The sequence below is a fragment of the Pseudolabrys taiwanensis genome, from assembly GCF_003367395.1.
In the GTDB taxonomy this organism is placed as follows: Bacteria; Pseudomonadota; Alphaproteobacteria; order Rhizobiales; family Xanthobacteraceae; genus Pseudolabrys; species Pseudolabrys taiwanensis.
Genome location: NZ_CP031417.1, coordinates 4,233,097 through 4,244,629 on the forward strand (window position 1 = coordinate 4,233,097; position 11,533 = coordinate 4,244,629).

At 65.8% G+C, this 11,533-nt stretch carries 13 protein-coding genes; 3 read left to right on the forward strand and 10 right to left on the reverse strand.

Features of this window, described 5'->3' with window-relative positions; genetic code table 11:
- Positions 1 to 54 precede the first annotated feature (54 nt).
- The 7 genes from DW352_RS20130 to DW352_RS20160 form a co-directional block, all read right to left on the reverse strand.
- On the reverse strand, positions 55 to 1,245 hold the full coding sequence (locus tag DW352_RS20130) for a divergent polysaccharide deacetylase family protein (RefSeq protein ID WP_115693008.1): 1,191 nt from the start codon (positions 1,243 to 1,245) through the stop codon (positions 55 to 57).
- Positions 1,246 to 1,384: 139 nt separating this feature from the next.
- The gene (locus tag DW352_RS20135; protein ID WP_115693009.1) at positions 1,385 to 2,722 is read right to left on the reverse strand and encodes a S41 family peptidase; all 1,338 of its coding nucleotides are present in this window, start codon (positions 2,720 to 2,722) and stop codon (positions 1,385 to 1,387) included.
- A complete protein-coding gene (locus tag DW352_RS20140; protein WP_342634879.1) occupies positions 2,719 to 3,954 on the reverse strand; it encodes a murein hydrolase activator EnvC family protein in 1,236 nt (411 codons plus the stop codon). The genes DW352_RS20135 and DW352_RS20140 overlap by 4 nt, the downstream gene beginning before the upstream one ends.
- A 188-nt stretch (positions 3,955 to 4,142) precedes the next feature.
- Positions 4,143 to 4,622 (reverse strand): 23S rRNA (pseudouridine(1915)-N(3))-methyltransferase RlmH, encoded by a 480-nt coding sequence (gene rlmH / locus DW352_RS20145; RefSeq protein ID WP_115693011.1) that lies wholly within the window; start codon positions 4,620 to 4,622, stop codon positions 4,143 to 4,145.
- Between the two features lie 15 nt (positions 4,623 to 4,637).
- Entirely contained in the window at positions 4,638 to 4,934 is a 297-nt protein-coding gene (gene rsfS, locus DW352_RS20150; protein WP_425374618.1) for a ribosome silencing factor, read from the reverse strand.
- A 208-nt stretch (positions 4,935 to 5,142) separates the two neighbouring features.
- Positions 5,143 to 5,724 carry a nicotinate-nucleotide adenylyltransferase gene (locus tag DW352_RS20155; protein WP_115693013.1) on the reverse strand — a complete coding sequence of 194 codons (582 nt, stop codon included), beginning with the start codon at positions 5,722 to 5,724 and terminating at the stop codon, positions 5,143 to 5,145.
- A gap of 53 nt (positions 5,725 to 5,777) precedes the next feature.
- Positions 5,778 to 7,070, reverse strand: coding sequence for a glutamate-5-semialdehyde dehydrogenase (locus DW352_RS20160; protein WP_115693014.1), 1,293 nt, complete (start codon positions 7,068 to 7,070; stop codon positions 5,778 to 5,780).
- Positions 7,071 to 7,311: 241 nt separating this feature from the next.
- Between DW352_RS20160 and DW352_RS20165 the strand changes: the two genes are divergently transcribed.
- Positions 7,312 to 7,491 carry a hypothetical protein gene (locus DW352_RS20165; protein ID WP_115693015.1) on the forward strand — a complete coding sequence of 60 codons (180 nt, stop codon included), beginning with the start codon at positions 7,312 to 7,314 and terminating at the stop codon, positions 7,489 to 7,491.
- A 71-nt stretch (positions 7,492 to 7,562) separates the two neighbouring features.
- On the opposite strand, the gene DW352_RS20170 is transcribed toward DW352_RS20165, so the two are convergent.
- The gene (locus DW352_RS20170; protein ID WP_162827078.1) at positions 7,563 to 7,826 is read right to left on the reverse strand and encodes a hypothetical protein; all 264 of its coding nucleotides are present in this window, start codon (positions 7,824 to 7,826) and stop codon (positions 7,563 to 7,565) included.
- A gap of 31 nt (positions 7,827 to 7,857) precedes the next feature.
- Between DW352_RS20170 and DW352_RS20175 the strand changes: the two genes are divergently transcribed.
- The gene (locus DW352_RS20175) at positions 7,858 to 8,688 is read left to right on the forward strand and encodes an alpha/beta hydrolase (RefSeq protein ID WP_115693017.1); all 831 of its coding nucleotides are present in this window, start codon (positions 7,858 to 7,860) and stop codon (positions 8,686 to 8,688) included.
- Positions 8,689 to 8,694: 6 nt separating this feature from the next.
- On the opposite strand, the gene proB is transcribed toward DW352_RS20175, so the two are convergent.
- Together proB and DW352_RS20185 are read right to left on the reverse strand one after the other, a co-directional pair.
- Positions 8,695 to 9,822 carry a glutamate 5-kinase gene (gene proB, locus DW352_RS20180; RefSeq protein WP_115693018.1) on the reverse strand — a complete coding sequence of 376 codons (1,128 nt, stop codon included), beginning with the start codon at positions 9,820 to 9,822 and terminating at the stop codon, positions 8,695 to 8,697.
- A gap of 126 nt (positions 9,823 to 9,948) precedes the next feature.
- The gene (locus DW352_RS20185) at positions 9,949 to 10,386 is read right to left on the reverse strand and encodes a hypothetical protein (protein WP_115693019.1); all 438 of its coding nucleotides are present in this window, start codon (positions 10,384 to 10,386) and stop codon (positions 9,949 to 9,951) included.
- A gap of 170 nt (positions 10,387 to 10,556) precedes the next feature.
- Here DW352_RS20185 and DW352_RS20190 point away from each other — a divergent pair, with 170 nt between their 5' ends.
- Positions 10,557 to 11,516 (forward strand): Bug family tripartite tricarboxylate transporter substrate binding protein, encoded by a 960-nt coding sequence (locus DW352_RS20190; RefSeq protein WP_115693020.1) that lies wholly within the window; start codon positions 10,557 to 10,559, stop codon positions 11,514 to 11,516.
- Positions 11,517 to 11,533 lie beyond the last annotated feature (17 nt).

The window sequence follows — 11,533 nt, forward strand, 5'->3', positions numbered from 1 at the left end:
AGAGTGCTCGCAAGCTACGCCCTCTATTCGCTACTCGCTATGCCCTATTCGCCGTTACGACGACTTCGGCTTCACCGCGATCATCGTGATCGGCACCAGCACGAAGCCACGGCTCTCGACCTTCTGGGCCCATTCGGCGAGGCGCGCGACGGTGGCCGGCTGCGCGGTCGCAAGGCCGACGGCGCTACCATTGTCGCGCGCGATGGCTTCGAGCCGCGCCAGTGCCCGGTCGATCTCCACGGCCGTCGGCACGGCGTCGAGCACGATGTCGGTCTTGGCGAAAGGCAGGTTCTGGCCGCCGGCGAGTTGCCCGGCGACGCTGCGCGAGGACGCGCCATCGTCGACGAAGATCAAGCCGCGCTTGGCGACATCGCGCATTACCGGGCCGAGCGCTTGCTCGGAGGTTACGAACCGCGCACCCATGTAGTTCATCAGCCCGACATATCCCTGGAACCGGCTCATCAGCCAATGCAGGCGGTCGATATTCTGGTCGCTGGTGAGCGATGCGAGCAGTGTCTGGGGGCCGGGATCGTTGTTCGGAAAGTCGAACGGCTCCATCGGCACTTGCAGAAGAACTTCGTGGTTCTCGCTGCGTGCCCGCGCGGCAAGCTTGTCGATATCGGCGCCGTAGGGGGCGATCGCAAAGGACACCGCGGCCGGCAGATTCGAAAACGCGTCGGCGGTGCCGGAGGCGCTGATGCCGACGGAGCCGACGATGATGCCGATGCGCGGGATGTTCTTCTCCGCAGCGGAGAGTTGCCGCGGCTTGGCATAGACGATGGACGGGCGCGCGCCATCGGCGCCGATCTTCGGAATGGCGCCGTGACGCGTGGTCTCCAGCAGCTTCGGATCGGCCGACATCCTCGGTGCCGCTGGCGTTGCGCCGGACTGGTTGCCTGGAATGGCGACTTCCTGACGGCTGCCGCTCGAGCCGTCGATGATGGTCACGGTCTTTGTGCCGTTCGGAGGCGGCGCCGGCGTTTCCGATGGGGCGATCTTGGCGACGGCTGCTTCGGGCGCGCTCGCATCGACGGCGGCGCCGGGTTCAGGCTTCGTCGACACCACCGCCATCGGCTCGCCGCCGAGCGGATCGTCGACGAAGGCGGCCCAACCGATCACGACGACGCCCGAGAGTGCGAGCGCGCCTGCCAACAGTTGCGGAATGCCGATCGAAGGCTTCCCCAGCTTCGACGGCTTCTTCGATTTGTCCTGGCCCAGCGGCGCGTTCAGGTCATCCGGGGCCACGGCGGCGATCCTGGCGAATCATCGCGCGACTCTATCACGCCGTGGTCCTTCTCCCGCCGGCGAAGCGAACGAAGTGACGCCTTGAAACAAAAAGGGCGGCCCTGCGGCCGCCCTTGGAGATTGCTTGTCCGGTCCCGGATCAGTTCGGGATCGGGGTCTTCGCGTTCGGCGGGAAGGCCGAGTTCACCTGCACGCCACGCAGCAGGTCGACCGCCATCGTGAGCGCCTTGTCGTTCTTCGGATCCGGCGGCACGTAGGACTGCGAGCCGGTCTGCTCCTTGCCCTCGTCACCCTTGAGGTGGCCGCGCAGCGAAGCTTCGCCCTTGGTGTCGGTCTTGGCCTTGAGGTCGTCCGGCACGTCCTGCTGCACTTCGATGTCCGGCGTGATGCCCTTGGCCTGGATCGAACGGCCCGACGGCGTGTAGTAGCGCGCCGTAGTCAGCCGCAGCGCGCCGTTGCCGGAGCCGAGCGGGATGATGGTCTGCACCGAGCCCTTGCCGAACGAACGCGTGCCGAGGATGGTCGCGCGCTTGTGGTCCTGCAGCGCGCCGGCGACGATTTCCGAGGCCGAGGCCGAACCGCCGTTGACCAGCACGATCACCGGCTTGCCCTTCGTGAGGTCGCCGGGGCGGGCATTGAAACGTTGCGTCTCCTCGGCATTGCGGCCGCGGGTGGACACGATCTCGCCCTTCTGCAGGAACGCGTCCGACACCGAGATCGCCTGATCAAGCAGGCCGCCCGGGTTGTTGCGCAGGTCGAGGACGTAGCCCTTGAGCTTGTCGTCGCTGATCTTCGCCGAGATGTCCGCGATCGCCTTCTTCAGGCCGTCGGTGGTCTGCTCGTTGAACTGCGTCAGGCGGATGTAGCCGACATCGTCGCCTTCGACATTCGAGCGCACCGAGCGCACGCGGATGATGTCGCGCGTGATCGACACCTCGACCGGCTTGTCCTGGCCCTTGCGCATGATGGTGAGCCTGATCTTGGTGTTCACCGGGCCGCGCATCTTCTCGACCGCCTGGTTGAGCGTGAGGCCCTGTACCTGGTCGTCGTCGAGCTTGGTGATGACGTCGTTGGCGAGCACGCCGGCCTTCGCGGCGGGCGTATCGTCGATCGGCGCCACGACCTTGATCAGGCCATCTTCCATGGTGACTTCGATGCCGAGACCGCCGAACTCGCCGCGCGTCTGCACCTGCATGTCACGGAAGCTCTTGGCGTCCATGTAGCTCGAGTGCGGATCGAGACCGGCGAGCATGCCGTTGATCGCCGATTCGACCAACTTGGCGTCGTCCGGTTTCTCGACGTAGTCGGCGCGTACACGCTCGAAGACATCGCCGAAGAGATTGAGCTGGCGGTAGGTGTCGGCGACCGCGGCCTGGGCGTTGGCGCCGACGAAAACTACGCGGGGCGAAACCGCGAGCAGCGTCATTGCTGCACCCGCCGCCGCGCCGAGCAGAATAAGGGAGGTCTTGCGCATCATCCGCGAACCTTTTCACCTTCACCAGCAGCCCACCATGGGCCGGGGTCGACGGGAGCCCCGTCTTTACGAAATTCGATGTAGAGCACCGGCTGGTTGGATCCAGTCGCGAGGACAGCGGCAAGATGGGAGCCATTTCCCATCATTGCAACGGGCTCCCCAGTCAGCACGAATTGACCGAGGTCGACTGAAATCCGCTCCATCCCGGCGAGCAACACATGATACCCGCCGCCGACATTGAGGATCAAGAGTTGGCCGTAGGAACGGAACGGCCCTGCATAGACAACCCAGCCGTCGGCGGGCGCGGTAACCTGAGCCCCGGCGCGCGTGGCGATGGACAGGCCCTTCTCCACTCCCCCGATACCATCGGGGGCGCCGTATTCCTTCAATTTGACGCCGTTAACCGGAACCGGAACTCGTCCGCGCAGCGATGCGAAAGCGACGGCCGGTGAAAGGCGGCCGGGATCGTGCAGCGCCGACAGCGCACCCCTGGAATCGCCACGGTTGCCCTCGCGCGCCGCACGCGTCGAGGCATCGAGGCCCTGCTCGAGTTTGGCGATCAAATCTTTGAGATTGTCGACTTGGCGCGCGAGGTCGGTGGCGCGCGTGCGCTCGGCGGCGAGCGCCTTCTCGCGGTCGGCTTCCTGGCGCTGACGCTCGTCGACCAACGCGCTCATGCGCGTGCGCTCCTGATTGAGCGAAGCGACTTCGGCATTGAGTTGCTCGCGTTCGGTGGCGATCTGCTTGCGCACGGAAACGAGACCCAGCAGGTCGCGCGCCAGCGCATCGACCTGCTGGCGCATTTCGGGCAGGACGGCACCGAGAACCATGGCCGTCCGCACGGCTTGCAGCGCATCTTCGGGACTTGCGATCAGCGCCGGCGGCGGACGATGGCCGATGCGTTGCAAGGCGGCCAGCACTTCGCCGATGACGGCGCGGCGCCCTTCCAGCGATTTGCGAATGACCTGCTCGTTGGCGTCGAGCGGTTTCAGCCGCTCTTCGGTGGCGGTGATCTTCGCCTCGACACTCCGCAGCTTGGTGGCCGTGTCGATCAGTGCCTCGTTGAGCTTGCGGCGGTCGGCACCAATCTGCTCGATTTCACGCTTGAGCGCGGCCTCGGCTTCGGCCGATTGACGCTGCGCATCGCGCGCGGCCTGCAACTCGCTTTCGCGCTGCTTGAGCGTATCGGCTTTATCGGCGGCATCCGCTTGGGCCAGAACCAGCGGGCGGCGCACCTGTGCCTTCGCGCTCGGCGGCGGCAGCATAAGAGCCGCAACCAGCGCGGCATACGAGCTGAAACGGAGCGATTCGCTTAAGCAGGGCATCGCAGTCACGTTACGCCCGCAATATGGGACGGCAAGGTCATTGCGGTGGTTCTTGCGCTGCGATTAAGACCAAATCGGGGTCGGCGAGTTAAATCGATTCACGCCCTATGATAGGGATGGCCGGTCAGGATCGTGGCCGCGCGGTATATCTGTTCCAGAAGCATCGCCCGGACCATTTGATGCGGCCAGGTCGCCGTGCCGAAGGCGAGCCGCAGGGTCGCCTTGTCCTTCAGGCTGGGCGCCAGCCCGTCGGCGCCGCCGATGATGAAAACCGTGGCCGGCTTGTCGGCGGCCCGCCATTGCGCCAGCTGGTTGGCAAAGGCCGTGCTGTCGAGGTTGTCGCCGCGCGCGTCCAGCAGGACGACGGCTGCGCCCTGCGGAATGACATTGGCCAGGGCAATGGACTCTTCGAGCATGCGTTTATTGGCGTCGTCGGCGCGGCTTTCGCGGATTTCGACGATTTCAACGTCGCGCCAGCCGAGCTGGCGGCCGGTTTGCGCCGCGCGCTTCCGATAGCGCTCGGAAAGCTCGGTTTCCGCGCCCTTCAGACGTCCAATGGCAGCCACGACAATACGCATCGCGGCCGGACTGTATCAGCTCGGACGGCGTGCGTCGGGCGTGCCCGACCACATCTTTTCGAGGTTGTAGAACTCGCGCGCCTCGGGCTTGAACACATGGACGATGATATCGCCCGCATCGATCAGGACCCAATCGCCTTGCTTGGCGCCTTCAACGCGGATGCGTTTCACGCCGGCTTTTTCCAGGTCCTTGACCACGCGATCGGCCACCGAGATGACATGGCGGTCCGATCGTCCGCTGGTCACCACCATGTAATCGGCGATCGAAGTCTTGCCGGCGAGGTCGATGCTGACAGTGTCCTCGGCCTTCATGTCTTCGGCGGCGGCGAGGGCAATGCGGAGTGTCTCCTGCGCGCTGAGGGCATTGGAGACGGTTTCGGGTGCGGTCTTCTTCGCTGCCCGAGAGAGTGCCTGTGTAGCCAGGGGTGCTCGTCCTTTCAGGTTGTCGCACTCGACCCGGTTGAAACCGGGACCAAGGTAAAGATAGCGATTTCGGCGGTTTTTTCCAGGCGCCGGTCGATCAATCGGCGGGGCTGGGCTCGTCGCGTAAAGCGCGCAGGGCCGTGGACGAGAGCGGCGACTTCAGACCGTGCAGGAAGGCCCAGGCCGGCGCTTTCCGGTCGGGCAGGGTGGTGGCTGCCTGCTCGGGCAAGCGGAAGGTACGCAACGCCTGGCCGGCCGGGCTGGCGCCGGCATAGAGGCTTGGGCCCAGGCGGTCGACGACCACGATCGGAACCAGGTTCGCAATGCCGCGCCACCTCTGCCATCGGTGGAAGCTCCGCAGATTGTCCGCGCCCATGATCCAGACGAAGCGCACGCCCGGGCAGCGGGCGCGCAGCCAGGAGATGGTGTCGTAGGTGTACCGCGTCTTGATGACAGCCTCGAGGCCGGTGACGTCGATACGCGGATGGTGCGTCAGCGCGCGGGCGGCGGCGATGCGCTCCGAGAGCGGCGCCAGGTTCCGGGTATTCTTGAGCGGGTTGCCCGGGGTCACGAGCCACCATACGCGATCGAGCTTCAGGCGCTTGAGCGCGAGCAGCGACGCGGCGAGATGGGCGCGATGCGGCGGGTCGAACGTTCCGCCGAACAGCCCGATTCTCATGCCGGGCGCGTGGGGGGGCAGGACGCGCTCGGAGCGGTCTAGTTCTTGAGAATTCACGGCCGTATCTGACCGGTGCCGCGGATGCGGTATTTGAATGTGGTGAGCTGTTCGGCGCCGACCGGCCCGCGGGCATGCAGGCGTCCGGTGGCAATGCCGATCTCGGCACCGAAGCCGAATTCGCCGCCATCGGCGAACTGGGTCGAGGCGTTGTGCAGCACGATCGCCGAGTCGACCTGGGCGAGGAACTTGTCAGCGGCGGCCTGGTCGTCGGTGATGATCGCGTCGGTATGGTGCGAGCCGTAGCGCTCGATGTGCGCGATCGCATCGTCGATGCCGTCGACCACCTTGGCGGCGATGATGGCGTCGAGATATTCGGTCGACCAATCTTCTTCGCTCGCCGGCTTTACGCGGTTGTCGACCGCCTGCACGGCCTTGTCGCCGCGGATTTCGCAGCCGGCATCGAGCAGCATTTCGATCAGCGGCTTCAGGTGCGTGGCCGCGCAGGCGCGATCGACCAGCAAGGTCTCCGCCGCGCCGCAGACGCCGGTGCGACGCATCTTCGCGTTTAGAACGATCGTCTTCGCCATGTCGAGCGACGCAGCTTTGTCGATGTAGACATGCACATTGCCATCGAGATGGGCGAACACCGGCACGCGCGCCTCGGCCTGGACGCGCGCGACCAGGCCCTTGCCGCCACGGGGCACGATGACGTCGATATTGCCGTCCAGCCCGGCGAGCATCTCGCCGACTGCGGCGCGATCGCGGGTCGGCACCAACGAGATCGCCGCCTCGGGCAGACCGGCGGCGCGCAGGCCTTCCTCCAGCGCGGCGTGGATGGCGCGTGAGGAGCGGGCCGAGTCCGAGCCGCCGCGCAGGATCGCGGCATTGCCGGCCTTGAGGCACAGCACACCGGCGTCGGCCGTCACGTTGGGCCGGCTCTCGTAGATGATGCCGATGACGCCCAGCGGCACCCGCACGCGCTCGACGCGCATGCCGTTCGGCCGGGTCCAGGCCTCGGTGACTTGGCCGACCGGATCCTTCAGCGCGGCCACGACTTCGATGCCGGCGGCGACGCCCTCGACGCGGGCTTCGTTCAGCGCCAGGCGGTCGAGATAGGCCTTGGCGGCGCCGCCGGCCTTGGCCTCGGCGATGTCTTCGGCGTTGGCGGCCAGGATTGCCGCCTTCCGGGCGCGCACGGCCGCGGCCATGGCCGTCAGGGCCCGGTCCTTCTGCTCGGCCGGGGTAAGCGCCAGAACGCGCGCGGCGGCGCGCGCCTCGCGGCCGATGCCGGCCATCAGGACGGAAATATCGCCAGTTCCATCAATGCTTTTCAGCGGCGCTGTCATCGAAATTCCAAATATCCGGGCCATACGTGCACGGCCCCGAAGGGCTTACCTAACACGTCGCTGTTCCGCCTGCGAGATGCCGGTAAAGCCGGCATAGCTGCGACCCGCCGTGGGGATATCGGGGACAGCGGGGGCAACGCGCCACGACGCGAAACCGATCAATTGACCTACACATTGAGCTGTCACGCTGGCAGCAACTTGAATTTGCGTCCCGAACGTGGGCGCAAGTGAGGAGGGTCACATGGCGTATCGTCTCAGCCGGCTTCCCAGCCGCTTTCCGGTCGGTACCAAGTTCATCGTCGAAGGCCGCGACGGCGAGGTTAAGCGCTATCTCGAGTTTCCCGACGGCACCAAAGTGCGGCTGCCGCCGCAGCCCGAGCGGCCGCCCGTGCGCCGCCGCGGCAAGCGGCGCGCTGCCTAAGTTCCTGAATTTACAAAAAAAGAAGGGGCCCATGGGCCCCTGGGGGTAGTTGTGTCGGTTGATCGATGCCGTCAGCGGCATGGGGGATGCATTGCGGTGCGCTGTTCGCTCACGGCCCCATGCCGCCAAATGAAGCTCAGGCGTTTGCCCCGGGCAATCCGCCAAAACGTCACGTGGATCAGATTGTCGCGGATGTCGGCGCCGTCCGCCGCGCGCCGCTCCACTGCCGAGATGTGAGCCGCCCCGAGCGGCCCCTCCTTTCCCGACATCAAATTGATCGCCGCCGCACGCCAACCCTGTGACGCGTGCGACTTTCCTGTATTGAACGCGGCCATCAGCCGGACACCGTCCGATATGGGATGACGCATGCAAGCCGACGATGCCGTTCAGACGACTGATCTCGAGTATCGCCGCATCGATGGCCTGACGCTGTTGGGCCGTCTTTACCGCCCGGCCGGTGGAACGCGCTTTCCGGTAATGATCGACGTCCATGGCGGCGGCTGGACCAGCGGCGACCGGCTCAATAACACCGTGATTGACCGCGCTTTGGCCGAGGCCGGCATTGCGGTCTTTGCGATTGATTTCCGGATGCCGCCGGTCGCGGGCTATCCGGCCGCGTTGGAAGACGTCGCCTTCGCCATTCGCTGGCTCAAGGCCAATGCGGCGCAACTCGGCTTCACGCCGACGGTTTTCGGCGGCATCGGCACGTCGAGCGGTGGCCATCTGTTGCTGACCACTGTGTTGCGCCCGGACGATCACGCGCCGCCGGATGCAACGCCGCGCGGCCAAGACGGCGAACTCGCATTCGCCATCACATGCTGGCCGGTGGCCGATCCGCTCGCGCGCTACCGCATGGCGACGGCGAGAGGCATTTCGAATCTCGTCAACGCGCATCACGCCTTCTGGCCGGATGAAGCGGCGATGGAAAAGGCCAATCCGCAGATGATGCTCGATCGCGGCGAGGTCGAGCGCTTGCCGCCGCTGTTGATGCTGCAGGGGACGGCCGACGAAAACGTCGAGCACGCGCGGGCCGACATGTTCGCCGCCAGCTATCGCGCGCATGGCGGCCAGATCGACCTGCACAAATATGTCGGCGCGCCGCATATGTTCATCACGCGCGATCCGCAGGCGGCAGCGGCGCGTGAGGGCCTTGCCACGCTTATCGCGTTTGCAAAGCGCCACGCCGGGCTCGGCTGACGACAGTTATTCCCCGGCGAGGGCCAGGTCGTCCCGGTGCACCATTTCGGTGCGGCCTTCGTAGCCCAGCAAATCGCGCACGTCGGCCGATGACCGGCCTTTGACCTTCTCGGCATCGAGCGCGTCGTAGGCGATGAGGCCGCGGCCGACCTCGGCGCCATCGGGGCCGCGCACGATCACTGCATCGCCGCGTTCGAACGCGCCTTCCACTTTGGTGACACCGGCCGGCAACAGGCTCGCGCCCGAACGCAATGCGCGCACCGCGCCGGCGTCGATATGCAGCGCGCCGCGCGGCTCAAGCGAACCGGCGATCCATTTCTTGCGCGAGGTGACGGGATTGGCCGGCGTCAGGAACCAGGTGCACGGCCCGCCATCGGCGATGCGTTTGAGCGGCCTTTGCACGTGACCGGAGGCGATCACCATATGGGTGCCGGCGGTGGTCGCGATCTTGCCGGCTTCGATCTTGGTCACCATGCCGCCGCGCGAGAGCTCGGAGCCGGAAGCCCCCGCCATGGCTTCGATCTCCGCGGAGATGCGCGGCACCACCGGCACCAGCCTGGCGTCAGGGTTATGCGCCGGCGGCTTGTCGTAAAGCCCGTCGATGTCGGACAGCAGGACGAGCAGGTCCGCGCTCACCATGGTGGCGACGCGCGCCGCCAGGCGGTCGTTGTCGCCGTAGCGGATCTCGGTGGTCGCGACGGTGTCGTTCTCGTTGATCACCGGCACGCTCTTCCATTCGAGCAGCTTCGCGACGGTCGAGCGCGCGTTGAGATAACGGCGGCGCTCCTCGGTATCGCCGAGGGTCACGAGCACCTGACCGGCGGTGATGCCATGCGCGCCGAGCGCCTCCGACCACGCACGCGCGAGCGCGATCTGCCCGACCGCGGCGGCGGCCTGCGCCTCCTCGAGCTTGAGCGCGCCGCGCGGCAGGCCGAGCACGGCACGCCCCAGCGCGATCGCGCCGGAGGACACCACCAGAACGTCGCGGCCGCGGCCGTGGATGTCGGCGATATCGGCGCAGAGCCCGTCGAGCCAGTCGCGCTTAAGGCCCCCCGCCGCATGGTCGACGAGAAGCGCGGAGCCGACCTTAACGACGATGCGGCGGAAGTCTTTGAGTACAGGCGTCTTGGACATGGTCCCGGCGAGCGTTCGAATATGCGGGGTCTTTAGCATGGCTTTCGCGATGCCGTCATGGGGCCAGGGATACTGTGGTTTCCAGCTATTCGCCAATCGGGCTCACGCGCGGGCCCGGCCGGATGGCTAGTTGCCATCGCTGTCGTCGCTTTGGTTCTCGTTGTCCTCCGGCCAATTGGCGAGGCATGGATCGAGCACGATATTGTTCGGACCCAGGCGGCGGAATCCACCTTTCATGTAGACCTTGTCGCCGACCTTCATGCCGTTCTCCTGGTAGGCGACGCAAAGCACGCGCACATGCGGTGGCGCGCACATGCCGAAATACCAGAGGGCGCCGTCGGTCTTCACGAGTTCGAGCACGCCGACAATCGACAGGTCTATTCTCATATCGGTGTCGGGCAGGCCCTCGGTCATGGCGCGCACTTCGCTGCAAGTGGCCGATCGCTGCGCCGGTTGATCGCCGAGCGATAAAGCCGGCCGGTCCTTGAACAGATCCTCCTGCGCCGATGCCACGCCGGCCCAGAAGCAGTTGATGATGACAGCAAGCGCGCACGCATGGCGCATGGAAGCGTCTCCCGGCTCCGCTCGATAAAAGATTGCTAGCCCATGCGTGTGGACGGATTGCGGCGACATAAAGGGCATAAGTATGGACTTTAAATTCTAATTGTGAGACCGTGGCCGGCAGCCGGCGCTCACAAGCCGGCGCAAAAACAGAAAATCGGGGAGAACGGCTCATGGTGCGTCTGATCCTGCTGGCGCTTGTCGCGCTCATAGTGCCGGCCCATGCGCAAGAGACCTATCCGTCGCGCGCCATTACCATCGTCTGTCCGTTTGCGGCCGGCACCACGCCGGACCTCATCGCGCGGCAATTCGCCGACGCGTTGTCGAAGCGCGTCGGGCAGCCGGTTGTGGTGGAAAGCAAGCTCGGCGCGGGCGGATTGATCGGCACCGAATATGCCGCGCAGCAGAAGCCGGACGGCTATACGTTGTTCCTGGGCTCGAAAGACACCAACGCCGTCCTGGTGCATCTTTATCCCAAGCGCAACTTCGATCCGAACAAGGCGCTGGTACCGATCTCGCTGCTCGGCGCCATCGACAATGCCTTCGTGGTATCGCCGTCGCTCGGTATCGACTCGCTGAAGGACTTCATCGAAGCATCCAAAAAGGGCCGCACCTTCACGTTCGCTTCGCCCGGCGTCGGCACCAATCTGCATCTGCTGGGTGAGTTGCTGCGCATCAACGAAAATCTCAAGATGACGCACGTTCCCTATCGGGCGTTTCCGACCGCATTCCAGGACGTGATGACCGGCCGCGTCGACATGGTGGTCGCAGGCGTGCCGCCGATCACCGGCATGCTCGCGGCCGGCAAGCTCAAGGCGCTGGCGGTCACCGGGCCCAAGCGCGCGGCCGGATTGCCCGATGTGCCGACCACCAAGGAACTGGGCTACGACGACCTTACGTTCGTCGGCTGGTTCGGTCTGCTGGCGCCGACCGGTACGCCGCAAGCGATCGTCGACAAACTGAACGCGGAAGCCAGAGCGATCGCGCAGCAGCCGGACTATCGCGCGAGCCTGGAAAAGGTCTACGTCACGCCGGCAAGCGGCACGGCGGCCGAGTTCAAGTCGCTGATGGAGGCCGAGACCAAGCGCATGGGCGACTTGGTCGTGAAAGCCGACGTGAAGATCGAGCAGTAGCGCCGGCGCAAGGCGCT

What these genes read in the sequence shown, in the direction of transcription:
- DW352_RS20165 (WP_115693015.1), top strand. Translation starts at nt 7,312, where the DNA reads ATGGCGTATCGTCTCAGCCGGCTTCCCAGCCGCTTTCCGGTCGGTACC.
- DW352_RS20190 (WP_115693020.1), top strand. Translation starts at nt 10,557, where the DNA reads ATGGTGCGTCTGATCCTGCTGGCGCTTGTCGCGCTCATAGTGCCGGCC.
- proB (WP_115693018.1), bottom strand. Translation starts at nt 9,822, where the DNA reads ATGTCCAAGACGCCTGTACTCAAAGACTTCCGCCGCATCGTCGTTAAG.
- rlmH (WP_115693011.1), bottom strand. Translation starts at nt 4,622, where the DNA reads ATGCGTATTGTCGTGGCTGCCATTGGACGTCTGAAGGGCGCGGAAACC.
- DW352_RS20175 (WP_115693017.1), top strand. Translation starts at nt 7,858, where the DNA reads ATGCAAGCCGACGATGCCGTTCAGACGACTGATCTCGAGTATCGCCGC.
- DW352_RS20185 (WP_115693019.1), bottom strand. Translation starts at nt 10,386, where the DNA reads ATGCGCCATGCGTGCGCGCTTGCTGTCATCATCAACTGCTTCTGGGCC.
- DW352_RS20170 (WP_162827078.1), bottom strand. Translation starts at nt 7,826, where the DNA reads ATGGCCGCGTTCAATACAGGAAAGTCGCACGCGTCACAGGGTTGGCGT.
- DW352_RS20155 (WP_115693013.1), bottom strand. Translation starts at nt 5,724, where the DNA reads ATGAGAATCGGGCTGTTCGGCGGAACGTTCGACCCGCCGCATCGCGCC.
- rsfS (WP_425374618.1), bottom strand. Translation starts at nt 4,934, where the DNA reads ATGAAGGCCGAGGACACTGTCAGCATCGACCTCGCCGGCAAGACTTCG.
- DW352_RS20160 (WP_115693014.1), bottom strand. Translation starts at nt 7,070, where the DNA reads ATGACAGCGCCGCTGAAAAGCATTGATGGAACTGGCGATATTTCCGTC.
- DW352_RS20135 (WP_115693009.1), bottom strand. Translation starts at nt 2,722, where the DNA reads ATGATGCGCAAGACCTCCCTTATTCTGCTCGGCGCGGCGGCGGGTGCA.